Origin of the sequence: Pseudomonas sp. PDM02, from assembly GCF_014852285.1 — a bacterium.
GTDB classification, from domain to species: Bacteria; Pseudomonadota; Gammaproteobacteria; order Pseudomonadales; family Pseudomonadaceae; genus Aquipseudomonas; species Aquipseudomonas migulae.
In genome coordinates this window covers 14,999-40,491 of record NZ_JACVBL010000002.1, presented here as the reverse complement: position 1 = coordinate 40,491, position 25,493 = coordinate 14,999, and the positions used below count along the sequence as shown (strand labels likewise).

The following is a 25,493-nucleotide window of genomic DNA, read 5'->3' as shown; positions in this document are numbered from 1 at the left end:
CGTAACTCCCTGACGGATGAGCGGAGTCTATGACAGCGTGGGTGAGCGTCAAGTGGGTGGGGTTTATTGGTAGGAAATGTCTGGTTTCAAATTGATAACTATTTCCCGTGGAGTGGGCTGATCACCCATGCGATGAGTACATGGAATTAAATCCCACATGAAATGGGGAACTTCCACTCGGCCAAAAATGAAAGTAGTCATAGACATTCACATCCCTACACACTCGCTGTCACCGGAACCTTAAAGTCGCAACAATTGTTAATAGTTGAAGCCCGAAGCACCTTGACCATTTGCCAGGCAAATACACAAAACTGAGTTGCCGGCGGTGGAGAAACATCCAGCGAAGTAGAGTTCGGTCAGACAATGGTTGACGCATATCGCGGACCCCATTTAGGATCAACCCACTACTCAACCCCGTACGCAGAGATTCAGTTCTCTGGCCGTTGGGGTGAAAAAACCGGCTTCGGCCGGTTTTTTCGTTTCTGAGGATTGAATTTGTGCGCACTGCGTTCTTTGTTGACGGCTACAACGTGTTCTACGGATTGCTGGCCGGCACGCCATACAAATGGCTAAACCTGCCGCGGTTACTGACGCATATTGCCAATATCGAGAATCCTCAAAGCGTCCTCACCTCAATCGATTACTTCACCTCTTCCGTCAAACCTGAGCTGGCTACTCGTGGCAGGATTTCAAAAGAGGCTCAAGACACCTACGTTCGCGCCCTGAGAGCCAGCAATGTGACTGTTCATTATGGCCGTCACCAACTTGAGAGGGCCGCAGCGCCACGTTTTATCGACAAAAAAATCGCCGCCTCACGCCAGGATAAAGTCGCGATATGGAAACTCGAAGAGAAAGAAACCGACGTCCATATCGCAATCAGCATGTACCGCACGGCCGCCAGGCAGGCCAACATTCACATTACTGAACGCATACAGCAATTCGTTCTGGTATCCGGAGATACCGACATGACTCCCGCGTTACGCGCTATCCGAGAGGACTTCCCGCAAGTGACCGTGGGCGTGGTTCTTCCATGCCGGACCGGATTCAAACGCTCTCCACCCGGCTCGCTGATAGAACATTCCCACTGGATGCGTCGAGTCGTCTCCTCAGAAGAGTTGCACTCGCACCAGTTCCCGCCCCGAGTCCCCACCCACAAAGCACCCGCGATCAAACCGGATTACTGGTAGCGCCCTCTACCACCGGATACACCGACTCCCATCCCCCACCCAACGCCTTGTACAACCCGACCATCGCCAGCGACACTCCGGTCGAACTTTCGACCCATTGCTGCTGAGTCGCCAGCAATTCACCTTGCACGGTGAGTACGTTGACGAAATCCACCACGCCTTCCACGTACTGCTGTTGCGCGGTGCGCAGGGCGATCTGGTTTTGGCGTACGGCTTCGGCGAGGCTGTCGCGGCGCAGTTGGCTGGCGTTGTAGGCGGTCAGTTGATCGTCGATTTCGTGCCAGGCGCGCAGCACGGTTTGTTGGTAGGCGATGGCGGCTTCCTGTTGTTGCGCTTCACGCAAATTCAGCACACCGCGCAGGCGACCGCCGTCGAACAGCGGAAGGCTGAATTGCGGGCCGATGCCGAAAGCACGTGAGCCCCATGAGCCGAAGTCGCTCAGTTGCATGGCCTGCGAACCGAGGTTGCCTGACAGGGTGATGCGCGGATAAAAATCGCCCTTGGCCACACCAATGTTTGCGGTGGCGGCATGCAAGCGGGCTTCGGCCTGGCGGATGTCCGGGCGGCGCTCTGCAAGTTGCGACGGCAGGCCGATGGCGACCTGACGCGGGGTTTGTGGCACCGGCGCGTCTGTGGATAACTCAGCGTGCAGCGCTTGCGGCGGCTCGCCCATCAACAGGCTCAGCGCGTTGATCAGTTGCGACTGGCGCTGCTCCAGTGCCGGCAAGCGCGATTCGATGGCCGCGACTTGCGCGGCGGCTTCGGCGACATCCAGGTCGGTGGCGACACCGTCGGCCAGGCGCAGTTGCGACAGTTTCAGGCTGTGGCGGGCGACGTCGAGGTTCTGCTCGATGACGGCTCGTGTGCTTTGCACGCCGCGCAGTTGAATGTAGTCCTGGGCGGTTTCGGCGAGCACCGACAGCAGCACACCGCGCTGGTCGTTTTCCGCGACTTCGAGGGTGGCATCAGCCGCTTCGGTTTCGCGTCGCACACGCCCCCAGAAATCCAGTTCCCAGGAGGCCGAGAAACCTGCGTCCCACAGGTTGAACGCCGAGTCACCGTGGTGCCCCGACGGATCGCTCAGGCCTTCACCGCTGTTGCGTTTGCGCCCGTAGCTGCCGGTGGCGGCGGTGTTGGGATAGCGTTCGGCGGTGATCACCTGGCGCGCAGCGCGGCTTTGCTGCAAACGGCTGCTGGCGAGTTTCAGGTCGAGGTTGTCGGTCAGAGCGCGTTGGGTCAGGGCCGAGAGTTTCGGGTCCTGGAAAACTTCCCACCAGCGTTCGTCCATGTCAGCGGTTTTCACTTCACTGGCGGCGGCTTTCGACGGTTTCGACCATTCGGTAACTTGCCGGGCTTGAGGCTTCTGGAAGTCAGGGCCGACGGTGCAGGCGGTGAGGCTCATGACGAGCAAGGCGCAAAGGGTGAGTTGAAGCTGACGGCCTCTTCGCGAGCAGGCTCGCTCCCACATTGAGGTTGAGTCATGCACACAATCACTGCTCAAAAGGAGATCCCCTGTGGGAGCGAGCCTGCTCGCGATGAGGCCAGCCCGGTTAACAAACATCTTCATCGTTGCGCAACCTCATGCTTCCCGGTTTCAGCCGTATCAATACTCGCCTCCACCGACATCCCCACCCGCAACCGCTCAGCCAATGGCTGCCCCGGATCGAGGACGATTTTCACCGGAATCCGCTGCACAACCTTGGTGAAATTGCCGGTCGCGTTGTCCGGTTTGATCGACGCGAAAGTCACCCCGGTGGCCGGAGCAATGCTCTCGACACGACCGCGCAACGCTTCGCCGCCAAGGCTGTCGACGCGCACCTGCACACCCTGCCCCGGCTGCACCTCGGTCAGTTGGGTTTCCTGGAAATTGGCGACCACATACGCTTGCGCCAGTGGTACCACAGCCAGCAGCTTGCTACCCGGCGTGACATACGCACCGACACGCACCGCACGCTCGCCCACCATACCGTCCTGCGGCGCGACGATGCGCGTATAGGACAGCTCGTAGCTGGCCATTTCCAGTGCCGCTTGCGCCCGTTTCAATCCACCGTCGGCGGCGTCACGTTGGGCCGTGAGGATCTCCACTTGCTTGCGCTCCGCCGACAGTACCGCTGTGGCATTGGCTAACCGGGCGCTGGCTTGATCAATGCGCGTACGCGCTTGCTGAGCATTCTGAACCGTACCCGCGCCAACGCCGGCAAGGTGGTTGTAGCGGTTCAATTCATGCTCGGCGAACGCCATTTCAGCCTTCGCCGACACCACCGTGGCTTGCGCCTGCGCAATCACTGATGTCTGGCGCTCAAGGGTCGCCCGAGCGTTTTGCAGTTGCGCCCGCGCCACCAGCGTTTCGGCGTCGGCGGCTTGAGCGGCAGCCCGCAGGTCGCGGTCATCGATCAGCGCCAGCAACTGCCCGGCCTTGACCTGCTGATTGTCTTCCACCAGCACTTCCTTGATGAACCCGGCGACGCGGGGCACGACCAGCGTGAAGTCGGCAGAGACAAAGGCGTCATTGGTGTTTTGTTGCGTACGCTTGCCAAAAATTCCCGGCGCCAGCAGATACACCAGCACACCGACCGCCACCACGGAGGCCATTGCGACGGCGATTTTTTGCTTGGATTGAGTCGTCATAAAAACCTTCTGTTTCAGTGAAGCATTCATGTCGGCGCACGCGGCGGATAGATCCGCGTCGGCAGCCAGAAAATCAACAGGATCAGCGCCAAGGCGACGCCGCCCATGCACAGATAAAGGTCCGAGGCGGTCAGCACCACGGCTTGCTCATGCAGCCGGTGGGCAAGGCCCGCGCTGTCGCTGTCGACCAACGGCGAGTTGCCGAGACGGTCCACCAGCATGGTCGAATGAAAATGCAGCCGCGATGTGGTCAGCGCGTCGATTACGCCAGTCGCGATCACCGCCGACAGGCCTTTGACGGTGTTGAACCAGGCGGAAGCGAACGGCCCTTCCATCGGGCTGATGCTGCCGGTCGAGAGCATCAACAGCGGCAACACCGCCATCGGCTGACCGAAGATTTGCAGCAGTTGCAGCACGTAGAAATCGTCGCGAATCCACGCTGACGTCAGTTGTGAGCCACCGATGCACGACAGCGCCAGCATGCTCAGGCCGATCCCCAACACCCAACGACAATCGACCCAGCGCAAGTTGCACAACGCCGCCACCAACGGCAGTGCGAGCAACTGTGGCAGCGCCGCCAGCAACATGACCGGTGCAGTCTGCACCGGACGATAACCCTGGACCTGCGCGAGGTAACTGGACGGAATGATGATCACCGCCAGCAAAATCACCAACACACCCGCCAGGGTCAGCAAGGCGAACGACAGGTTGCGGATGCCGAGCATCTGCATCTTGAAAAAAGGCGTCGGCTGCGACCATTCGTTGATCAGGAACAGCACCAGCAACACCAGCCCTCCGCCGAGCAATCCGCAGATCAGGGTCGACTCGAACCAGTCCAGCCGATTGCCCTGCAGGATGCCGATCACCAGCATGCAGATCGCCGGAAAACCCAGCAGCAGTCCGCGCCAGTTGAACTGCTTGAAACGCTCAAGGCGCAGCGGATCCTGGGGCAAGCCGTAGGCCACCGCTGCCATGGCGAGCAGGCACGGCGCGATGATTTGCCAGAACGTCCATTGCCAGCCGACATGCTCGGTCCACAACCCGGCCAGCGGCGTGCCGAGCCCCGGACCGAAGGTGGCCGTAAGGGCATACCCGGCAAGACCGTAGAGCTTCACGTTGGCCGGTAAAAAACGCAGGGCGACGGTCATCAACATCGGCGGCAAGGCACCGCCCGCCAGACCTTGCAAGGTGCGCATGAGCAGCAGGCTTTCGTAGTTCGGGGTGAACGGACACAGCACGCCCAACAACGTGAACACGCTGATCGCGCAGAGCGTGAAGCGCCGCAACGAGAACGTCACCGAGCACCACGGCGCGAACGCCATCGCGGCCACCGAGGTCGCGGTGTAACTGGCGACCAGCCAGGTACCTTCGTCATAGCCGATGGCCAATGCGCCGCGAATATCGGCGAGGGCGACCTTGGTCACCATCTCGTTGAGGCCCGACACCAGCACCGCCAGCAAAACACCCACCAAGCCGATGATGATTCGCGGACCGAAGACCGGTGGCGTCACGGCGACCGTTGGGCTGGCCACGGCGAGAGGTGCCGGGGCCGTGAGGGAAGTCATTACTGCAAGCTCCGGGATGTGAATGTCGGAGCATTTTAAGAAGCGCGAGACCTGACGAAAATCAACTTATCGGCAGGTTATAAGTGCGCTCCACGCAGCAATACAAAACCCTGTAGGAGCCGGCTTGCTGGCGATAGCGGTGTATCAGTCGATGAAGATGTTGAATGAAAAATCGCTATCGTCAGCAAGCCGGCTCCTACAGGGGTCCGTGTTCAGTCTGACGTGGGTTGCGCGGCCAGCCATGTCGCATCGCAACACGCCTTGAGGGTTTCACGCATCCAGCGATGCGCCGGGTCTTTGTCAAAACGCGGGTGCCAGGCCTGGGTCAGCATGAGGGTCGGCAACGGGATCGGCAGGGTGAACGAGCGCAATTTCAAGCCCAGCCGCCGCACGCTCAGCAGCGCTTCCTTGGGCACCGGCAGAATCAGATCGGAATCAGGCAAGGCAAACATCGCCGCATGGAAACTCGGCGCGATCACCGCCACTCGCCGCTCCAGGCCCAAGGCATTGAGCGCGGTATCGATCGGGCCGCGAGCAATCCCGCGCCGGGACATACTGATGTGAGAAAACCCAGCAAAACGCTCGGCGGTGATTTCTTCGTCGAACAGCGGATGGTCTTCGCGCACCAGGCCGACAAAATGGGTGGAGAACAGGTTCTGGACCTTCACTTCCGGCATCAGCGGCCGATTGTTGCTGACGCTCAGATCGATGCGCCCTTCACGCAACGCTTCGTCATCCCCATCGCCCTCCGGAACGAAGCGCAATTCGCAGTGCGGCGCCTGACGCTCCATAGTGTCGAACAGCTTGCCGCCGTAGACACCGACAAAGAAATCGTTGGCGCGAATGCTGAAGCGTCGGCGCAAACTGCCCAGCTCCACGTCATCGGCGGAACGGAACAGCAACGCGGCCTGTTCGACCACCTCCCGCACCTGTTCGCGCAACGCCAATGCCTTGGGCGTGGGCACCAGACCGCGGCCGGCACGCACCAGAATCGGATCGCCGATGGCTTCGCGGATTCGTGTGAGCGTGCGGCTCATGGCCGCCGGGCTGAGGTTCATGCGGCGCGCGGCGCCCACCACACTGCCTTCGTCGAGCAAGGCGTCGAGGGCGACCAGAAGATTCATGTCCGGGAGTTGCATGCTGAGCACTCTTGCCTGATCTGGATTGATTCAGACGCAATGCTAGCAAACATCCCCAGATTGATGTGTTGGCAGATCGGGCCCCATCGCCGGCAAGCCGGTCTCGCTCCTACATGGGGTTTCCGTAGTACACAAAATCTAATCCCACTGGAGATCCCCTGTGGGAGTGAGCCTGCTCGCGATGGGGCCCGTACAGACACCACAGAACTTAACGCTGCATCCCCCAACGCTTCACCGTCACCCGCTCCAACGAATCAAACACCAGGTTCTCCACCAGCAACCCAATCAGAATCACCACCGCCAACCCGGCAAACACCTTGTCGGTGTACAGCTCATTACGATTCTGAAAGATGTACCAGCCCAAACCGCCCTTGCCACTGGTCGCGCCAAACACCAATTCAGCGGCGATCAGCGTGCGCCAGGCAAAGGCCCAACCGATTTTCAGCCCGGCGAGAATCGACGGCAGCGCCGCCGGAATCAGGATGAACAGCACGAAACGCATGCCCTTCAAACCGTAATTTCGCCCGGCCATGCGCAAGGTTTCCGAGACCCCCAGGAACCCCGCATAGGTGTTCAACGCCAACGCCCAGAGCACCGAATGCACCAGCACGAAAATCAGGCTGTTCTGCCCCAACCCAAACCACAGCAGCGCCAGCGGCAGCAGTGCAATCGCCGGCAGCGGGTTGAACATCGGAGTCAGCGTACTCAGCAGATCGCGACCGAACTGTGTCGACACCGCCAAAGTGGTCAGGGCAAACGCCAGGACGATGCCGATCAAATACCCCTTCAGCAACACCACCAGCGAAATCCACACCTTGCCTAGCAATTCGCCGCTGAGCAGGCCGTCATACAGCGCAACGGCGGTTTGCAGGAAACTCGGCAGCAGCAAGTCGTTGTTCTGAATGCGGGCAACCACTTCCCACAGCACCGCGAGCAGAATCAGGATCAGGCTTTTGCGAATCCAGCCCTGTTGCCACAGGCGTTGACCCAGGGGCAACTCACGCTCCAGCGGGACGCTGGTCAGCGGCTGCAAAACGGTTTCGAACTCTTCACGCGCAGATGATAACTGGCTCATCGGGCACTCCTCTCAATGGCTCAGTAAGCGATGCGAATGTCGGAAAAATCCAGCTCGCGCTCGGTTTCCGGTGACTGGCCTTCATCGAACAACAACCGATGAATCCTCCGCGCCGACTCCTGAAACGCCACGCCGCCAAGACTGTGCAAATCGTACTGATGGCTGTGGACTTCCGCCCGTACCCGACCGGGATGCGGCGACAGCAGCAGGATGCGATTGCCCACCACCAGCGCTTCTTCGATGGAGTGCGTGACGAACAGCAACGTGAAACGCACCTCTTCCCACAGCAGCAACAATTCTTCCTGCATCTTGCGGCGTGTAAGGGCGTCGAGGGCAGCGAAGGGTTCGTCCATCAGGAGGATTTTCGGCTGCATCGCCAATGCCCGCGCGATGGCAACGCGAGCCTTCATGCCGCCAGACAAGGTGTGCGGATAGGCATCGGCAAATGCCGCCAGCCCGACCTTGTCCAGATAGTGCAGCGCCCGTTCCTCGGCCTCTTGGCGCTTGAGGGTTTTCGACGCCAGCAGCGGAAACATCACGTTCTGTTTGACGGTTTTCCATGGCGGCAGCTGATCGAATTCCTGGAACACCACGATCCGGTCGGGCCCCGGTGCATGGACGGTTTGCCCTTGCAGACGAATCTCGCCTTCAACGGGCTGAATGAACCCGGCAACCGCCTTGAGCAACGTGGATTTGCCGCAACCGGAAGGACCGAGCAGCACAAAGCGGTCCGCCGGGTCGATTTCAAAACTGACTTGGTGGGTCGCTCGAACCACACGCTGCGGCGTGCGGTATTCGAGGCTGACGTTGTCGACCGACAGCAGCGCCTGGGCTGCGACGTTCGGTTTGCTGACCGTGTGGCCTTGCAAAGGGGCGTTCATGTCGGTCAGCTCCCTTGCAGCGGTTTGGTGTCCTGGAAGAAGTAATCCTTCCATGAATCCGGTTTGTTTTTGATCGCGCCGACGCGGTAGAGGAACTCGGCCAGTGGGTAGGTATTTTTCGGCGTGACGCTGAATTCGAACTGCGGGTTATCGATGATTTTCAGCAGCGCGGCGCGATCGATTTTCGCCTTGGTCACGCGAATGTAGGTATCGGCGGCGGCGCCTTTATCGTTCTGGGCAAATTGCGCCGCTTCGGTCAGCGCCTCGACGAACGCCTTATAGGTTTTCGGGTTCTCGTTGCGGAATTTCTCGGTGGCGAACAGCACCGTCGGCGAGTTCGGGCCGAGCAGGTCATAGGTGTTCAACACCACATGGACGTTGGGGTTGGCCAGCGCCTGATCCTGGAATGGCGGGTTGGAGAAATGCCCGGTCAACTCGGTGCCGCCGGCAATCAGCGCCGCCGTGGCGTCTGGGTGCGGAACGGCGATGGTGTACTTGTCGAGGCGATTGAATTCCTTGTCGCCCCATTGCTTGGCGGCGGCGTATTGCAGGAAGCGCGACTGCACCGACACGCCCACGGCCGGCACCGCGATGCGGTCCTTCTCGGTGAAGTCGGCGATGGTTTTGACCTTCGGATTGTTGCTCACCAGGTAGTACGGGAAGTTGCCGAGAGAAGCCACGGCTTTGACGTTCTGCTTGCCGTGGGTGCGGTCCCAGATGGTCAGCAGCGGACCGACGCCGGCACCGGCGATATCAATCGAACCGGAAAGCAACGCATCGTTGACCGCCGCGCCGCCGGACAGCTGAGTCCAGTCGACCTTGATGTCGATGCCTTCCTGCTTGCCGTACTTTTCGATCAGGTTCTGATCGCGCACCACGTTGAGCAACAGGTAAACGATGCCGAACTGTTCGGCGATGCGGATTTCACCTTCGGCGTGAGCCACAGTCGGCGCCACCAGGCTGCCGGCGATCAGGCTGAAACCCAGGCCGATGGCCGCAGCCAGCGGTGCAAAGGGAAGACGTTTGGACATGATTCAATCTCCGACAAATCAGAAAGGCGCGTCGCCCTGAATGGTGGTGCGATACAACTTGCGGCGCAGATGGCTGGGGCATCCGGCGGCGAGGTGGATCAGCGAACGGTTGTCCCAGAACACCAGGTCATGGGGCTGCCACTGATGGCGGTAGATGTTGTGCGGCAGCACGCTGTGGGCGTAGAGCTCGTCGAGCAGTTGCTTGCTCTCGTCCTCCGGCAAACCAACGATGCGGGTGGTGAAACCTTCGCTGACGAACAACGCCTTGCGGCGGTTTTCCGGGTGCGTGCGCACGATGGGATGGACGACTTCGGCAACCTGGGCCAGTTGCTCCGGCGTCAGGGTCGGACGCCAGTTGCCTTCGAATTTGGTCTCGCTGTAGCGCGCCGTGTACGAGTGTGCCGCCGAGCGACCTTCGACCGCTTTACGCAGTGCCTCGGGCAAGTTGTCCCAGGCTTTGTGCATGTCGGCGAACAAGGTGTCGCCGCCCTCGGACGGCAATTCCTGGGCATGCAGCATCGAGCCCAGGCTCGGCAATTCTTTATAGGACAGGTCGGAGTGCCAGAACTTGCCGGCGTCACCGAGGCCGATGGATTGGCCGTTTTCGATGATGTTGGAAACGATGAGGATTTCCGGGTGCCCGGTCAGCAGGAACTGCTTGAGCACGTGGATCTGCAACACGCCAAAACGGCGGCTGAAGTCGATGTGCTGTTCGGGGGTAATGCGTTGGTCGCGGAACACCACGACGTGATGATCCAGGTGCGCGCGATGGATGCGGACGAAGTCCTGATCATTGATCGGGCGGGACAGGTCCAGGCCGATGATTTCGGCTCCGACAGCACCGCTGAACGGGCGAATCTCGAAGGTTTGCGGTGCGATGCTTTGAGTTGCAGAGACGACAGACATAAATCACTCCCACGCACGGCACGCTCAAGGGCGCGCGCGTCGATCAGAAACTCACGGAGGTCCCGTGTTGGTTCGTTTCGTGCGGCGCGCCGATTGGTCGGCAGGTACGCAGGGGAGTGACTTTATAGATATAAGAATTGAAATTTAAATACCGTTAGCGAATAACGATATGGCTTTTGAATTGTGTTGTCTGTCAGGCAGCCTTCGCGAGCAAGCCCGCTCCCACCTTGACCGTGTCCGTCAGGACTACTCGGTTAACTGTGGGAGCGGGCTTGCTCGCGAAGAGGCCATCAGCCCCACCTCACTTCGCCCAATCGATCACTTCACTGTAGGGCGTCTGCAAATCCCGCTCGGGGATTTCCCAGATGATCAGCTTGGGCGGCGTCTGCCTGAACGCCGGGTTGTTGAAGTAGCCGTTGGCGCCACCGGAAAACTCGCCGCCGTCCTTGGCGAAATTGCCGATCGGCGCACCCAGCGCCTGCTGCAGGAATCCCGCGAAGTTGGAGTTGCGCGAGAACGAGGTTCCGATCAGCGCCACGTTCGGCAGGTTGTCATCGCCAAACAGATCATCGAGGTTATCGCCGCCACTTTGCGCTGCGGCCGCTTTCTCGCTGATCCGGGTGGCCGCCACGGTTTCCGGGGCCGGTTGCAGGGTCACCGGCAGCCATTCCAGACCGGCAAGCCTGACCAGGTCGCCCGGACGGCGTGCCGGTTCTTGCACCTGCGCCTCGAAATCTTTGTGCGGCGTCGCGCTGATGCCCATGCGCCGCACCTGCTCGGCCAAGGCTTTGGCCGCAACGGCAGCGCCTGTTTCGCTCCAGTGGGTGTCCGTGCGCAGGTACGCGTCAGCGCCCAACGGTTGTAGGCTCGGCGCCAGGTCCACAGCAGCGACACCGACCTTGTTCAGCCCCTCGACCCACGTCGCAGCGCGGTCCTGCAACATCGCCGGGCGACGCAGGTCGCACAATTGCGCCTGGGCGATACGGCTCTTGTCCGGCACCACCGCCACCAGCAACGTGACGCCGCGTTTGACCAGGCGTTGCTGAAGTTCACGCACCACGCCGGCCTTGGTGTCGGCATTGGCGCCGGCGTGACGGTTGATGCGCATCTCATCGGTCAGGAACAACCAGCCGGCACACCCCGAGCGCACCCGTGGGCCGGTATCGTGCAGCGCCAGCCAGCTTGCGCCGCGCTCCAGATTCGCCGCCTGCTCAGGCACCGACGCCTGCGACAACTGCTTGGCGATCTTGTGGGTGATGTCGCCTTCCAGTGCGGCCTGACGCGTGAGTTTTGGCGGCACGAACTCGACTTTGCCGCTCGCCAGCAGCCAGGCGCAAGAGGCGAAACCCAGCGCCAGAAAAGCCACGAACACGACGCCCGACAGCTTGCTGATGCGGGCGGTACGTTCGCAGGGTTGAGCCGGTGCGGGAGACGAAGAAGTCATGGGCGCGGTCATCAGAACTGAAAGTACAGAAAGGGTACGGCTTCACGGCTTGCGATCAACGCAAACGAAAGCAGGAACCCCGCCACCGGCCACAGAGCCGTGACCGGAACGAACAAGGCGTGGCGGGCGAACCGCTGCTCGACACGGCTTTGCAGGAGCGGCGCGAGGATGCACACCACGCCGAGCAGCGCTGCCAGCCCATGCACCGGGCGCAGGGTCACCGCCAGCGCATCGCCCAACGCAAAGCCATGCAGGCCAAACTGCCCGGCATACATTGTCATCGCCGAATGGAAATCCGGCGCGCGGAACAGCGTCCAGGCGAGGAACACGAACAACAGCGTCAGGCTGTGCGAGAGCAACGGCGGAATGTTTGGCAATCGGGAACGGGACCAGAGGCGATCAACGCACAATGCGACCCCGTGCGCCGAACCCCACAGCAGGTAATTCCAGCTGTCGCCGCCGTGCCACAAACCGGCGATGGCCATGGTCAGGAACAGGTTGCGATAAGTCTTCCACGCACCGTTGCGGTTGCCGCCCAAGGCGATGTACAGGTAGTCACGCAGCCAACTCGACAGCGACAAATGCCAGCGCCGCCAGAAGTCCTGGATGCTGCTGGCCAGGTACGGCCGGTTGAAGTTTTCCGGGAAGTGAAAGCCCAGCATCAGGCCTAGGCCGATGGCCATGGCGCTGTAACCGGCGAAGTCGAAAAACAGTTGCAGCGAGTAGGCCAGGCAACCAATCCAGGCGTCGACAAAGGACGGGTTTTCCAGGTGGAACGCGACATCCACCAGCGGCGACAGCGTATCGGCCACCAGCACTTTCATGCACATGCCGATCATGAATCGACGTGCACCGAGGGAGAAATTCTGCCAACTGAAATACCGTTGCGTCAGCTCCCGGCGCACCCAGTCATAACGAATGATCGGGCCGGCAATGGAGTGGCCGAACATGGAAATGTACGTGGCGTAATTGATGAAACTGCGCTCCACCGGCACGGTATGCCGATGCACATCCACCAGATAGGAAATCGCCTGCAGCACGATGAACGACAGGCCCGCCGGTAGCGCCACCCGCTGCCATTCCAGCGGCATCGCCCCGTAATAGGTGATCAGCTCACTCCAGGTCCCGGCGAGGATGTTGGCGTATTTGTACCAGCACAACACCGCCGTGTTGAACACGATCAACGCGATCAACAGCCGCACTCGCCCACGGGAGCCGTCTGGTGCGCGGGCCACCAGCAGGCCGCCCACCCACGCCACAATCGTCAGCACGATATGCAGCGTCAGGAACAACGGACTCAACCAGCCGTAGAACAGCCAGCTGCCGAGCAACAGGATGACATTGCGCCAGGCCGGTCGGCCCAATGCGTAAACCAGCAGAAACGCTGGCAAAAACAATGTCAGGAACTCTAATGAGGCGAAGACCATGGCGGCACAGAGATCCGATCAGTGGGACAACGAGTCCGTGGCGTTCAACAGACGCGGTCCTGCGGCCGACGGCACCAGCAGCACGCTGTAGCGCTCACCCGCCTTGAGTTCCCCCAGATCCAGCGGCCCGCCGACGTTCGCGTTGGCGCACACCAATTGCACCGACAGGCTCACCGGGTTGATCGAGCGACGTTGCAAGCTGTCGACCGGCACCGCTTTGAACAGGTCGGCGGTACGCCCGGCAGGACGCAGACTGGCATCGGCGCACGAAGCGTCGACGTTGAAGAACGCCAGCGACGCTTTCAGGCCGTTGAAGTCGTCCGGCTGCTCGCGCACCGCCACTTGCTTGATGCCAGCACCGTCCGGCAACACCAGTACGGTCGCGAATTCACCCGGCTCGACTTTCAAATCCATGGCCAGTTTTTGCGCACCGCTGACCAGGCTGCCCTTGATCGGACTGCTGGCCTGCACCGGGAAAAACAACGATACCGGTGCGGCCACTTCAAGACGCAGCGGCGGTTGGCCGGCCTGAGCGATCACGTCCAGCGGCGCGGTGCCGGTGTTGACGAAGCGGATGAACGCCGAATCTTCGGCCGGGCCGGTGGGGTACAACGCCACTTCGGCGTGGGCCAGGGTACTGATCGACAACACCGGGACGGCCGCGAGCGCCGCGAACAGCTTGATCATTTCTTGGCTTCCTTGACGGCTGGGGCTTCCAGCAGAGCCTTGCTGATGTCAGCACTCCAGGTTTTGTAGCCCGGCGCGGTCAAATGCTGACCGTCCACCGTGGCCCATTGGCCCGGCTTGGAGAACTGCAGCGAGTCGATGTAGCTGCACGGCGCCACGTTGGCGGCGAGGAACTTGGAGGTCATCTCGACCCGGGCAAAGGTCTTGCCGTACTTGCCGCCTTCGGTGCCCCAGTTCGGGCCGACCCACGCACAACGGGTGCCGTTGGCCGAGAGTTCCTTGGTCAGTGCAGTGGTCTGCTGCCACAGCCAGGCTTTGGGGAACGCCGGTTTGGTGTAGCTGGCCATGGTGTCGCCCATGACAATCAGCACCAGGTCCGGTTTGTCGGTGGCCAGCAACTGGCTAATCGGCAAGGTCGCGGCTTTGCCGCCCAGCACCACGGTTTTTTCCGTGCCACGACGCTCGGCGCCACCGCAGGTGCCCGGCGTGGCTTTGAGCCAGTCACCGGCGTTGGCGCCGCAAATACCCAAGGTATGCACGGTCGCACCCTGGGCAACCAGGCTGTCGTGCAGGGAGGAAATCAGATAGTCAGGCGTTGCCAGGTGGCTGTCGCCAATCATCAAAATGGTCATGCCTGCCAGAATCGATACTGCCACGGTGCAAACTCCTGCTGCTTAATTCGAATAAGGGGAACGGTAAGGGCTGACCGGCATCGCCATGCGACCGGTGAAGTCTTCAAACATGTACCGCAGGTACAAACCACCGGTGAATTGCTTGTAGTCCTGGGCGTTGTCCAGGCCGAAGCTGCCACCCAGGAAGACGTTGTCGCCAAAACGGTATTCGGCGGCCGCATTCAGGTTGTAACCGACGCCTGTCTTGTTCTGTCCCGAGTACTGGGTCGGCACAATGATCCCGGCCGTGGCGTACTGCTGCGAAACCTGACTCAGCACGCTCTGCATGTCGTTGTCGTTCGGGAAGTACGGCGTCGCATCCTGCTCGATGTGCTGCACGCCGACCGAGCCCTTGATCGAGTAACTCAAGCGATCGGTGCGTTGCGACCAGCCAATCGGCACGCCGATGGAAAAGAAGTTTTGCGGGCTGAAGTAACCGCCATTGCCATAGGTGAAGTTGCCCTGGTTCTTGTCGTAGCTGATGCCGGTGAGGCTCAGGCCGGCGGTCAGCTGACGGCTGTCGTCATTGAGCAAGTACCAATAGACACCGGTGCCGGCCTCGGCACGGCTGTTGGATTCGACGTGGTTGCCCACCAGTTTGTGCAGGCCACCGTAGCCATAGACGCCGTAATCGCCATTGTCATAGCTCAGTTGCAAACGCCCGCCATTGGCGGTGACGCCGCCCCATTCCAGGCCACTGCGGGCGTCTCGCGCACCGGCGAAAGACACCAGGCTGTCGGTCACCGGGCGCCGCGACAGGCTCAGGCCGTAGCGGAAATCGCTGCCTTCGGTGAACGAGCGATCAATGCTGATACCACCGACCACGGTGCTGTAGAGGAAACCCATGGGGCTTGCGCCCAGATCGGTTTTCAGCCCCAGCGACGGGTTCTCGTAAGCCACGGCCAGGCCGACACCCGTGTCCTTCTGACGCCCGATCGGGCCGCTGATCTGATTACGCAGAAAATCGGTCTGGACCGGGTTCGTGTTGTTCGCCAACTGGGCTTGCAACGCGGCCATCTGCTGCTCATTGAAACCACCGAAGCGCGACTTGGCAGGATCACTGATGCCACCGGCGTTCAGCGACACCGGCGTAACGCGCAGCGCCAGACGGTCATCACCCAGCGGCACACTGATTTCCAGCGGCGTTTCGACGTCGGTGATTTTGCTCAAACCCGACTCGCTGTCATTGCTGCGGATGGTCACGCCTTGAGTGACACGCGGGCTGCGTTCCTGATCAATCTGGTCCAGCGCACTTTGCATCGCCTGGCGGGCTTCTGCCTGCGGGTCCGTCGGCTTGGCTGGGGCCCGCGCGGGTTGCACAGCGTAAGCGCCAGCGCTGCCATTGCTCGCCAGGGCATTCGATAGGGCCGGCTCGGCCTCATCCGCAGCCTGCGCAACTTGCACCTGTGCAGGCGCCGGAATTTGCGACAGCGTAGCCTCGGCCAGCCGCGATTGACTGCGCTGGCCGGCCTTGCCCACGAACGGGTTGGCAGCCACGGTCCCGGCAAACGGATTGGCGTCTTCCTTGCTCGGCGCTTGCAGTGCCAGGGCGCGCGCATACAGCTGCGCGGCCTTGGCGTTCTTGCCTTGGGCGCGATACAGACTGGCGGCGGTGGCGAGGATCGGCGCATCGTTCGGTGCCAGTTCCAGCGCCTTGTCCATGGCTTTCTCGGCGCCGCGATAATCGCCGGACTGATTCAAGGCCTGGGCCATGCCGATCTGCAGCTGCGGATCATTCGGTGCCTGGTCGAGCAGCGGTTGATACAGCTCGATGGCTTTTTTGGCGTTGTTGTTGGCCAGGTACATGCGCGCCAGCGCGCCAACCGCCAAGGGGTCATTCGGACGCTGAGCCAAGGCCGGCGCGAGCGTGTCGTAGGCCGCCACGAGGTCGCCCTTTTCCCGCAACAAATCGGCCTGACGCACGGTGTAGAGGTACAACAATTGGTCGTAACTGCGCTGATCCGCCGCCGCCAATGGCTGGCTTTGCAGCTCGTGCAGGATCTGATTGACCTGCACGTCGTCACCGGTCTTCAGCAGCACGCCGGCGTACGCCAGGCGCAGCGACGCCGACGGTGTGCTGCTTTGTGCCATGGCGTTGCGCAGCATCGACAACGCGTGTTCGGTATCACCGGCATCGACGTACGCCGAGGCCAGCATGCCCAATGATTCGGGTTTGCCGTTGGCCGCCAGTTCGGCACGACGCAGCAACGTGATGGCTTGGCTGCGGTCACCTTGTTTGGCCAGGGTAGAGGCCTGGCTGGCCAGGGATTGCACTTGAACCTCGTTGGCCAGTTGTTGCATCGCCGTGCTGCGCTGGCTCACCGGGATGCGCTCGAGCGTGCTTTGCGCGTTCGACCATTCACCCAACTGGCTCGACAGCAATGCGCTGACGTACAGCGCATCAACGCGCTGCGGATCGGCCTTAAGAAGCTCCGCCATGGTCTGCCGGGCTTTGTCCGGGGCCTTCGCTTGCACGTACAGACGCGCCAGGTCATAGCGCGTCCAGACATTCTGCGGGTCGTTGCGCACGGCTTCCTGTTGCGCGGCAATCGCGCCGTTGAGGTCGCCGCTGCGCTCGGCATTTTTCGCCTGGCCGACCGCGACGGCGGCACGCAATGGCCGCAAATCGCCAAGGCGTTTTTGCTGGGCCGGGTTCAGCCCTTCGATCATTCGCAACCCTTGGCTGGCCTGACCGTTTTGCGCCAGCACGGTGATCAGCCCCAGCAGGGCCGCAGGGTTGTCATTGTCCAGGGTCAGTGCCTGACGATAGCTCGCCTCGGCATTGTCCAACTGGTTCTGCTCCGCTTGCACACCACCCAAAGCGACATAGCCTTCGACTTGTCGCGGCTTACTGGCGATGGCCTGTTGCAACAGGCTGCGCGCCCGCACCAGATCATGGTCGGATTTGGCTTTGTCAGCCTGGCCCAGCAGATCCCAGTAACGATTGCTCTCCAGCGCCGCTTGCCAGCGCGGGTTGCCGCCACGGCCGGCGGCACGCTTGAGCAATTCATTGGCGTCGCTCAAGCGGCCCTGACGCTGACGAACGATCCCCAGGCCGCCCAACGCGTCGGCGTCCTGCGCTTGTTCTTTGAGTCGCGCCAGAAAGGCTTGCTCGGCGACATTCAACTGGTTGTCCTGAAGCGCCTTGAAACCGCGTGCCAGGTTCGGATTCTGCTGGGCAGCCACGGCAGCCGTGCCACGGCTGTTCATTTGCGTGCGAATCTCGGCGTCATCCGGATTGGCCTTGAGGTACTCCTCGAACAACGGGATCTCCGCCGCTCGTGGCGAACCCAGCCACACCAGCCCCTCGCGCCAACTTTCGGTAGCCTCACCGCCCAGTTCGGGCAGGGTCGACAGCTGACCCAAGCGACGAATACCGTCGGTACGTGTCGCTTCGTTACGCAGCAGCAGCTTGGCCAACACCAGTTTGATCTTGGCGTTGTCCGGGCTTTGTTGCAGCAAACGCTCCAGGCCCTGGCGCGACTCGGTCCAGCCGCCGGTCGAGTAACCGAGGTAGTTGTAGAACTCCAGGCCCAGCTCCCCTTGAGGTGCCTTGTCCGCGAAGATCTGCCGATAGATCGGCATGGCCTTGTCCAGTTCGCCCGCCGTCGCCAGCAGGCGCGCCTGCTCCAACTGATCGAGATTGTTGCCGCTCTGCAAGGCGATGGCCTGTTCCAGCAACAACGTTTGCGATTCGCCGGGATGGGATTGCTTGAGTTGGTCCAGGTAGCGATTGGCACCCGCAGGACGGTTGGCCTTGAGCTCCAGCAAGCCCAGACCGTAAATCGCATCGGCTTGCTGCGAATCGATCAGCAGCAGTTTTTTCCAGGCTTCGGTGGCCCGGACCTGGTCACCTTGTGCCTGCCAGTATTGCCCCTGTTGCAGCAGCGCCTTGCCGGCGCCATTGAGCTCGGCAAAGCTGCTGCTGTGGATCAGGGCGGCGAAAACCCCGAAGGCTATGGCGTGACGGCGCGCTGGCATTGCTTCTCCCACATCGGTTGCAACTTCCCGTGATCGAGGAAGTGGTAGCGGTTGTCCATGTAGCCCAGCGAAAACAGGCTCAGTACAAAAAAGTAATAGGGTGGCTGCTTTGCCTGGACCGCTTCGGGGGTCAGGGTCTGGGCCATCAGTTGCTGCACGCGCAAGGCCTGTTGCTGTTGCAGCGACGCATTGCCCAGCGCTTTGAAATACGGCAGCAGCGCGGCGGAAAAACCGAACGGGCCGGCACCGCTGCGCTGACCGCTGAGCACCTGGACTTTCTCTGGCGGCACACCGTCGGCGAGCGTGGCGGCGAGCATGCCGCCCAGGCTGCCGAGCAGCGGTTTGCGCAGCGGGTCCTTGACCGGCATCACGCCCGCCCACAGGTACGTGCGGATCGCATCGTAACTGCCCAATTCACCCTTGACCGGGTCGACGATGAACTCGCCCTTGCCCGGCCCGGTGCGGCGATAACTGACCCAATCGGCAACGAAGCCTTTGTAGCTGACGGCCTTGATCAGGGTCGCGGTGTTCGTGGCGATTTCCGCCCACGGTCCGTTGCGATCGATGTCGGCGAATCGGCGCAGCACCGGAATCGGCAGGTAACTGGGGTTGAGCTGCCACAGCTCAGGTTTGTCGAGGTCGGGTTTGATAAATCCGAATTTCCCCGGCATCAGCATTTTGCCCAGCCCTGGCAGGTCCTCGACCTCCTGGGTGACAACGTTGTGCAGGATCTGGCGCGCCGCCTGGGTGTAGGCGTCGCTCTGCCAAAGTCTTCCGGCTTCGAGCAACGCGTAGGCGAACCAGAGATCGGCGTCTGACGCAGAATTGCTGTCCAGCAGGCGCCAGTTGCCCTGCTCGTCCAGGCCCCAGAACCAACCCGGCAGATTGTTCTTGATATCGCCCTGGGCGAGGTTGTCCTGACTCCAGCGCCACAGCTTGTCAAAGGTGACCCGGTCATTCGCCACCAGGGCGAAGAACATGGCGTACGACTGACCTTCAGACGAGCTGTGACGTTGCGGCGTGCTGGCGTCCAGCACACGCCCGTCGGGTTGCACAAAGTGCTCGACGAACGTCTGCCACAACGGCCAGGTCGATGCCTCGCAACGTTGCGCCTGAGCGGTGGCGGGCAGCAGCCATGCCAGCAGCAGCGTCGACAACGCGATCACGGCGGCACGGCACGGGCGTTTACGGGCGAAGGCGGGCACGCTCATCACACCTCAAGACGTCGTTTGGCGCGGGCACGCAGCGACACGTACGCCAGACCACTGAGCAGCACGATGGCCAGCCCGGTCAGCGCAAACATCCAGCCCACATGCCGCGACAACATCCATTGCACGTACTTGAACGGTCCGAGTTCGCCGACGTAGTACTGCTCGTCCGCCACTAGCGCTTCGATGGATTTGCCGCGAACCACCACCAGGCTGCCCTGGATCGACTGGGTGTACTCCTCGCCACCGACCAAGGCTTTGGTCGCTTCGGTGAGGCCTTCCGGCCGGTCGCTGGCAATTACCACGACGCTGCGACCGCTCTTCAGCGGCGACTCGAAACCGGTCAGGTACGTGCTGCGCTGCCCGCCGGAAAACGCCATGGCCAGCCGTGCCTTGCGCTGGTTGGCATCCGGGTCGGGGCTGAACCAGTCCCGTACACGCATGGGCAAATCGGACAGTTCGAAACGTTGCTGGCCGTCATTCCCGGCCGCCGGCAGACGGTCGGCCCACTGGGTCAGCAGCGGTTGGTTGGCACCGGACGCCAACACCAGCAGATCCTTGTCGGCAGCCGCAGCGACCTGCGCCGCTTGCGTTACCTGTACGCCGGTGGCCGGGTAGCCGGTGGACTGGCCAAACCGTCCGAGCACCGTGAGGTAGGCATCCAGGTCAGTAGCCCCGGCGTTGTCCGGCAGCACCACAGCGGTTTGCGACAGGTCGGCCAGGCGGGTGAACGGGAAGCCTGCATCCTTGAACACGCCGAGGTTAGGCATGGCCATGAAGTGGTCGTAGCCGCGCAGGTCCAGGGTCGATTCCGGGTCCACGCTGCCGCGCATGTTGTCGATGATGATGTCGCCGCACTCGCCCTGTTTGATGTAATCGAACATGTAGCGCAGTTGCAGACGCGATTGCAGGGCGACCGAGTTCAACGGCAGGCGCACACGAACTTCGCGGGCCAGGCTGTCGTTGGTCTTCAGCGCGCTGAGCACACCGCTGTCGAGTTTGTCCTGAGACGGCAGGTTGCGAGACTGAATCAGCCCGTCGTTGAAGCTGACAATGAACGACGAGTTGGAGGATTTCTCCTGCGGGGTGTAGCGGTATTTGAGGTCCAGCGGTGCGCCTTCGTCGCGCCAGGTGAACAGGTCTGGCGGGAAATTCAGCGGCACGGTGATCTCGCCGGGGTTGTAGCCGGCGACATTCAATTGCTTGGCCGCAATCAACTCACCCAGCTTGACCGGACGATCGGTGGGCAACCAGTTCGGTGCATCGTACGGCTTGCGTGGCTGCACGTTGTCGAGATGGTCGATCACCACGCGGCTGCCCGACAACGCCTGACTGCCCAGCACCAACGCCGTCGCGGCGCGCTTGAGTTCCGCCCCGTCGCGACCGGTGATCACCAGCAATTTGCCGTTCGCATCATTGGGGTTGCTCATCAGCGTCAGGGTCGGCCCTGTCGCCGCCGGCAGCGTCAAACCACCGAGTTGCAGTGCATCAGGACCACTGAGCAGCACCACGGCATTGCCGCTGGCCGGCAGTTGGTTGAAGCGCGAGGAAAACACCGCGCCGCGATAGCTGGCCTGGGCGCCGAACCACGACGACAGTGCGCCGGCGGCTTCCAGGGTGCTGTTGTCTGGCGCAGCGGCAAACACAAACGGCAAGCTCAGCTGACGCGCATCCCGACGGTCGAAAAACGGCAACGGCAGGATCGCCAGATCGTCCGGCAAGGTCAGTGGCGACACTTGAATGTCGAGCTGACTGTTGTTGCTGATCCTGGCCCACAGGCTGGAGTGCTGCGGGTCTTCGCAACTCATCGAATAGTGGCCGACGAACTGCAGGCTCAAACGGTTGAACTCGGTGATCAGGTGAGCGGGAATCTCCACCACCTGTTTTTGCATCGCCCCGGCGTTTTCCTTGGGCAATGGCAGGCTGGCGGCCACCTCATCGTTGACCATCACGTTGATCTGCGAAAGGTCGGCCAACAGCGCAGGAGAATAGGTGTATTGCAACGTCAGGTGTGCGCCGGTCACGATCGCATCGGCGCGCACGTCGAAGTTGACGCTGTCGGCGGACTCGACGCCGCGCAGGGTCATCGGATAGTTCCGGCCCAGCTGCTTGAGCGTCAGGCTGTAGTTACCGGCACCTGCCGTGGCACTGGTCGCCGGCACCGTTTCGGCGAACGCCGCGACACCACTCCCCAACGCCAGCAAGGTGCAGGTCGCACGAGCCAGAACACGGCGAACGCCGCGCAGGTTACCGACAGCGAAAGACTTCGAGTTCATCACTTGTCCAGAACGTTTTCTAAGAGGGGTGGGGGTGGACGACGGTTGCGCAGCCAGGCCCGTGCTTCCAGGACCGTGGCCTTGAAGAGTTCGTAGATACCGCGCAGGCCAATGGCACTGACGTCACGCAACGCCACCAACGGCGTGTCGACCTGACCGCTGCCCCAGGTCGACGCCCAGGTGTCGGCGCGCGAGAAGGTCAGGCGCACCAGTTCGCTTTGCTGGCGCAGCGTCAACTGATCGAACTGCGCGCCCAAGACGGTGCCGCGACTGAACACAATCACCGCCGGGAACACGCTCAGGTGTTGATTGCGAAACAGGGAGATCTGTACCCGCTCGCCCTGGGGAACCGTCACCCCGTCAGGCAAACGGAAGCCCAGGCCTTTTTGCGAGAAGTCCAGGGTCGTGCCTTCGATAACGCTGCCGTCGGCACGGGTCAGGCGCATCGGCAGTGCCGCCGCAACCCGCGGCTCGGAACGCATCTGCCGGGTTTCACTGGCCACCGCCACCGAGGCGCTGGTGATGATGATGTTGTAAACCGTCCAGGCCAGGTTGATCAGGATCGTGGTCGCCGCATCGTCCGCGCCCTCCATCAGTTTCACCACACCGATGATCATGCCGACGACGTTCAAGCTCAGCAGGATGATGTAGGGGCGCGCCAGCTTCCATTCGAAGTACTTCTTGTCGATGATCCCGCCCTTGTCGGTCACGTTGAAGCCGCCGAACTTGGGATTGACCAGCGCCATCAGCACCGGGCCCATGATGTACCAGGCCAGTACCGTCTCGTAGACCTCGTTCCAGAACGAATGGCGGAACCGCCCCTGAATGCTGGAGTTGGTCAGGCTGGCGTGAAGGATGTGCGGCAGCACATAAGCGGTGATCATCAAGGCCGAGGCGTGGTAGATCCGCGCGTCGAAAATCAGAAAGGCCAGCGGCGCGGTAAGGAACGCCAGACGCGGCAAACCATAGAAAAAGTGCAGCATCGCGTTCACGTAGCACAGACGCTGGCCCAGGCTGAGGCCCTTGCCGAACAGCGGGTTATCGGTGCGAAAAATCTGCGCCATGCCCCGTGCCCAGCGAATCCGCTGGCTGATGTGGCGCGACAGGCTTTCCGTCGCCAGGCCCGCCGCCTGAGGAATGGCCAGGTACGCAGTGTTGTAGCCGGCACGGTTGAGTTTGAGCGCCGTGTGGGCGTCTTCGGTCACGGTCTCGACGGCCACGCCACCGACTTCCAGCAACGGTTCACGGCGGATGACGGCACAGGAACCGCAGAAGAACGTCGCGTTCCACAGGTCGTTGCCGTCCTGTACGAGGCCGTAGAAAAGCTCGCCTTCGTTCGGCACGGAACGGAAGGTGTCGAGGTTTTTTTCGAACGGGTCAGGGGAGAAAAAGAAGTGCGGCGTTTGCAGCATCGCCAGCTTCGGGTCCTTGAGGAACCAGCCGATACTCACCTGCAGGAAAGAGCGCGTGGGCACGTGGTCGGCGTCGAAAATCGCCACGAACTCGCCACTGGTGACCTTCAACGCTTCATTGAGGTTGCCTGCCTTGGCGTGGCGGTTGTTGTCACGAACGATATAGTTGACGCCGATCTGCCCGCAGAACTCGCGGAAGTCCTCGCGGCGCCCGTCATCGAGGACATGCACGCGCAACTTGTCGCGTGGCCAGTCGATGGCCTGAGCGGCGAAGATCGTGACTTTGACGATATCCAGTGTTTCGTTGTACGACGGGATGAACACATCGACCGTCGGCCATTCACTGGGCGGGCCGCTCATCAATATCGGTTTGCGGCGCAGCGGCCAGGCGGTCTGGATGTAACCGAACACCAGCACGATCATCGCGTACAGCTCGGCCATGACCAGGCCGTAGCCAAAAAGCATGTCCAGCCAGCCTTCGAAACCGAGGGTGGACGTCAGCCGCCAGTACAGGTAGCGCAGGGATGCCGTCAGTGACAAACCGATCAGCACCATCACCGTCAGGCGCCCCGGAATCTTGCGCAGCACCAACGCGGTGGCGAAGCAACCCGCCGCAAAGAGGCACTGCGAATACAGATCGAACGGCACCGTGATGATAAAAACAGCCATCAGCGCGCACATCAGCGTGACGCCGAGGATCAACGCTCGACGCAATGCCTTGGGCAAACTGTCTACGCGTTCGGACAGCGCCTGCGCCCAACGCTGCGATCGCGTCAGGGCTTCGGTATCGGGAGCTGAGGCTGTAATCACGAAGCGTACGACTCCGCGATATCCATCGATTTCAGTTGCGCCTTGAGCGTGTCACTCAGGACTCGCATGTCTCGGCAGGCTGGGGAAAAGCCCGGTTCCAGCAACGGGTTTTGACCGTACGCCAACGCCTCACCGATGCTGTGATCCAGCGCCACGGCCCCCAGCAGATCGTTACCGAGACGGCGCTTGAGCACCTCTTGCATATCCCGGCAAAACGCTCGGGAGGCGTCGAACTGATTGATCAAGTAATTGCACTGCGGAGCCTGCCCCCGGGCCTTGCGTTCGTCGAGCAAGCGCTGCATCGGGTCCAGTGTCAGGAAGCACGCGGCGTCGGCGGTCACCACCACCAGCACCTGATCAGCCACCATCAAGGCCTGGTCCAGGTAAGCCGTACGACCCGGTGGCGTGTCGAGAATCACCACGTCGTTTTCGCCCAGCGCCATGTTCGCCAGCTGACGGGCCAGCCAGAATCGATCGTTTTCCAGATAGCGTTCCAGTGTCCGGCGCTCATCTTCAGTGACCGCACCATAAGGCAGCAACAATGAGCCGGCCGGCCCGGCCAACAGCAGTGAATTCCAGTTTTCACCCTGCAGGCTGGCGTTGGCCATGCCCGCTACATCCGGCTCGGCACCCAGGTGATGCTGCAAGGCATTTTGCGGATCGAGGTCGATGGCCAGCGTCTGACCGTGCTCAACCCGCAACAGGGTGGCCAGCGCCGAGGCCAGGGTGCTTTTGCCAACACCGCCCTTGCCCGATATCAACGCGATGACATGCGCCTTGGTTTTGCTCGGACGGCCATGAGGCAGCACCTGGCGCAGCGCCTCTTCGTTGCGTGCCTGCGCTTCTGCCTGACGCGCCAGCGCGACCTCGGCCAGTAAATGGCGAAGCGGCGCAGCAACCTGGGGGATTTTGACGGGCGGCAGTTCAGCCTCGTCATGGAGCGCGCGCTCGACCGGTGCGGCTTCAACCACCTCAATAGCGGCCTGAGGGGCTTCAATCACCACGGACGCAGGCGTAGTCGGCACCAGCGCCAACGGCTTTTCTTTGTAGTCAAAATGGCTATCGAATTCGAGATAGCTGTCCGCACTTGCCCCGAACCTGTTGAACAGGTTCGATATATCGTCTGTACGATTCATAGACTGCCCGAGGCGCTTACTGAGATAGA

General features: G+C 61.5%; 18 protein-coding genes. 1 reads left to right on the top strand and 17 read right to left on the bottom strand.

Going from position 1 to position 25,493, the window contains the following annotated elements:
- Nucleotides 1–497 precede the first annotated feature (497 nt).
- On the top strand, nt 498–1,187 hold the full coding sequence (locus IB245_RS03720) for an NYN domain-containing protein (protein ID WP_192226638.1): 690 nt from the start codon (nt 498–500) through the stop codon (nt 1,185–1,187).
- Here the strand turns inward: IB245_RS03720 and IB245_RS03715 are convergent.
- The 17 genes from IB245_RS03715 to bcsQ all read right to left on the bottom strand — a co-directional run bounded on the left by IB245_RS03715 (nt 1,168) and on the right by bcsQ (nt 25,464).
- The gene (locus tag IB245_RS03715; RefSeq protein WP_192226636.1) at nt 1,168–2,754 is read right to left on the bottom strand and encodes an efflux transporter outer membrane subunit; all 1,587 of its coding nucleotides are present in this window, start codon (nt 2,752–2,754) and stop codon (nt 1,168–1,170) included. The genes IB245_RS03720 and IB245_RS03715 overlap by 20 nt on opposite strands.
- Nucleotides 2,751–3,815: an HlyD family secretion protein gene (locus IB245_RS03710; RefSeq protein ID WP_192226634.1), complete on the bottom strand. Its 1,065-nt coding sequence runs from the start codon at nt 3,813–3,815 to the stop codon at nt 2,751–2,753. The genes IB245_RS03715 and IB245_RS03710 overlap by 4 nt, the downstream gene beginning before the upstream one ends.
- Nucleotides 3,816–3,841: 26 nt before the next feature.
- Nucleotides 3,842–5,380: an MFS transporter gene (locus IB245_RS03705; protein ID WP_192226632.1), complete on the bottom strand. Its 1,539-nt coding sequence runs from the start codon at nt 5,378–5,380 to the stop codon at nt 3,842–3,844.
- Nucleotides 5,381–5,592: 212 nt separating this feature from the next.
- On the bottom strand, nt 5,593–6,519 hold the full coding sequence (locus IB245_RS03700) for a LysR family transcriptional regulator (RefSeq protein ID WP_192226630.1): 927 nt from the start codon (nt 6,517–6,519) through the stop codon (nt 5,593–5,595).
- A 208-nt stretch (nt 6,520–6,727) separates the two neighbouring features.
- Nucleotides 6,728–7,594: an ABC transporter permease gene (locus IB245_RS03695; RefSeq protein ID WP_192226628.1), complete on the bottom strand. Its 867-nt coding sequence runs from the start codon at nt 7,592–7,594 to the stop codon at nt 6,728–6,730.
- A 20-nt stretch (nt 7,595–7,614) separates the two neighbouring features.
- Complete coding sequence (locus IB245_RS03690) at nt 7,615–8,475, bottom strand: ABC transporter ATP-binding protein (protein ID WP_008024500.1); 861 nt, start codon at nt 8,473–8,475, stop codon at nt 7,615–7,617.
- A 5-nt stretch (nt 8,476–8,480) separates the two neighbouring features.
- The gene (locus IB245_RS03685) at nt 8,481–9,506 is read right to left on the bottom strand and encodes an ABC transporter substrate-binding protein (protein WP_008024498.1); all 1,026 of its coding nucleotides are present in this window, start codon (nt 9,504–9,506) and stop codon (nt 8,481–8,483) included.
- A gap of 18 nt (nt 9,507–9,524) precedes the next feature.
- A complete protein-coding gene (locus IB245_RS03680) occupies nt 9,525–10,412 on the bottom strand; it encodes a TauD/TfdA dioxygenase family protein (protein ID WP_192226626.1) in 888 nt (295 codons plus the stop codon).
- A gap of 301 nt (nt 10,413–10,713) precedes the next feature.
- Nucleotides 10,714–11,856: an alginate O-acetyltransferase AlgX-related protein gene (locus tag IB245_RS03675; protein WP_192226624.1), complete on the bottom strand. Its 1,143-nt coding sequence runs from the start codon at nt 11,854–11,856 to the stop codon at nt 10,714–10,716.
- A gap of 11 nt (nt 11,857–11,867) precedes the next feature.
- Nucleotides 11,868–13,283, bottom strand: a complete 1,416-nt coding sequence (locus IB245_RS03670; RefSeq protein WP_192226622.1) for an MBOAT family O-acyltransferase — start codon at nt 13,281–13,283, stop codon at nt 11,868–11,870.
- Between the two features lie 18 nt (nt 13,284–13,301).
- Nucleotides 13,302–13,970 carry an alginate O-acetyltransferase AlgF gene (locus IB245_RS03665; RefSeq protein ID WP_192226620.1) on the bottom strand — a complete coding sequence of 223 codons (669 nt, stop codon included), beginning with the start codon at nt 13,968–13,970 and terminating at the stop codon, nt 13,302–13,304.
- Nucleotides 13,967–14,590: an SGNH/GDSL hydrolase family protein gene (locus IB245_RS03660; RefSeq protein WP_225609804.1), complete on the bottom strand. Its 624-nt coding sequence runs from the start codon at nt 14,588–14,590 to the stop codon at nt 13,967–13,969. The genes IB245_RS03665 and IB245_RS03660 overlap by 4 nt, the downstream gene beginning before the upstream one ends.
- 54 nt (nt 14,591–14,644) lie before the next feature.
- Nucleotides 14,645–18,622, bottom strand: coding sequence for a cellulose biosynthesis protein BcsC (locus IB245_RS03655; RefSeq protein ID WP_192226616.1), 3,978 nt, complete (start codon nt 18,620–18,622; stop codon nt 14,645–14,647).
- Nucleotides 18,598–19,833, bottom strand: a complete 1,236-nt coding sequence (bcsZ, locus tag IB245_RS03650) for a cellulose synthase complex periplasmic endoglucanase BcsZ (protein ID WP_192226615.1) — start codon at nt 19,831–19,833, stop codon at nt 18,598–18,600. The genes IB245_RS03655 and bcsZ overlap by 25 nt, the downstream gene beginning before the upstream one ends.
- The gene (bcsB, locus tag IB245_RS03645) at nt 19,833–22,106 is read right to left on the bottom strand and encodes a cellulose biosynthesis cyclic di-GMP-binding regulatory protein BcsB (protein WP_192226613.1); all 2,274 of its coding nucleotides are present in this window, start codon (nt 22,104–22,106) and stop codon (nt 19,833–19,835) included. The genes bcsZ and bcsB overlap by 1 nt, the downstream gene beginning before the upstream one ends.
- Nucleotides 22,106–24,328 (bottom strand): UDP-forming cellulose synthase catalytic subunit, encoded by a 2,223-nt coding sequence (gene bcsA / locus IB245_RS03640; RefSeq protein ID WP_008039607.1) that lies wholly within the window; start codon nt 24,326–24,328, stop codon nt 22,106–22,108. The genes bcsB and bcsA overlap by 1 nt, the downstream gene beginning before the upstream one ends.
- The gene (gene bcsQ, locus IB245_RS03635) at nt 24,325–25,464 is read right to left on the bottom strand and encodes a cellulose biosynthesis protein BcsQ (RefSeq protein WP_192226611.1); all 1,140 of its coding nucleotides are present in this window, start codon (nt 25,462–25,464) and stop codon (nt 24,325–24,327) included. Before bcsQ ends, bcsA begins: the two co-directional genes overlap by 4 nt.
- Nucleotides 25,465–25,493: the final 29 nt, after the last annotated feature.

Bases quoted from the DNA above. Each gene is read 5' to 3' on its own strand.
- IB245_RS03700 (WP_192226630.1), bottom strand. From the start codon at position 6,519: ATGCAACTCCCGGACATGAATCTTCTGGTCGCCCTCGACGCCTTGCTC.
- IB245_RS03690 (WP_008024500.1), bottom strand. From the start codon at position 8,475: ATGAACGCCCCTTTGCAAGGCCACACGGTCAGCAAACCGAACGTCGCA.
- IB245_RS03710 (WP_192226634.1), bottom strand. From the start codon at position 3,815: ATGACGACTCAATCCAAGCAAAAAATCGCCGTCGCAATGGCCTCCGTG.
- IB245_RS03705 (WP_192226632.1), bottom strand. From the start codon at position 5,380: ATGACTTCCCTCACGGCCCCGGCACCTCTCGCCGTGGCCAGCCCAACG.
- bcsQ (WP_192226611.1), bottom strand. From the start codon at position 25,464: ATGAATCGTACAGACGATATATCGAACCTGTTCAACAGGTTCGGGGCA.
- IB245_RS03655 (WP_192226616.1), bottom strand. From the start codon at position 18,622: ATGCCAGCGCGCCGTCACGCCATAGCCTTCGGGGTTTTCGCCGCCCTG.
- IB245_RS03675 (WP_192226624.1), bottom strand. From the start codon at position 11,856: ATGACTTCTTCGTCTCCCGCACCGGCTCAACCCTGCGAACGTACCGCC.
- IB245_RS03680 (WP_192226626.1), bottom strand. From the start codon at position 10,412: ATGTCTGTCGTCTCTGCAACTCAAAGCATCGCACCGCAAACCTTCGAG.
- bcsB (WP_192226613.1), bottom strand. From the start codon at position 22,106: ATGAACTCGAAGTCTTTCGCTGTCGGTAACCTGCGCGGCGTTCGCCGT.
- IB245_RS03715 (WP_192226636.1), bottom strand. From the start codon at position 2,754: ATGAAGATGTTTGTTAACCGGGCTGGCCTCATCGCGAGCAGGCTCGCT.
- bcsZ (WP_192226615.1), bottom strand. From the start codon at position 19,833: ATGAGCGTGCCCGCCTTCGCCCGTAAACGCCCGTGCCGTGCCGCCGTG.
- IB245_RS03670 (WP_192226622.1), bottom strand. From the start codon at position 13,283: ATGGTCTTCGCCTCATTAGAGTTCCTGACATTGTTTTTGCCAGCGTTT.
- IB245_RS03685 (WP_008024498.1), bottom strand. From the start codon at position 9,506: ATGTCCAAACGTCTTCCCTTTGCACCGCTGGCTGCGGCCATCGGCCTG.
- IB245_RS03665 (WP_192226620.1), bottom strand. From the start codon at position 13,970: ATGATCAAGCTGTTCGCGGCGCTCGCGGCCGTCCCGGTGTTGTCGATC.
- IB245_RS03695 (WP_192226628.1), bottom strand. From the start codon at position 7,594: ATGAGCCAGTTATCATCTGCGCGTGAAGAGTTCGAAACCGTTTTGCAG.
- IB245_RS03660 (WP_225609804.1), bottom strand. From the start codon at position 14,590: ATGATTGGCGACAGCCACCTGGCAACGCCTGACTATCTGATTTCCTCC.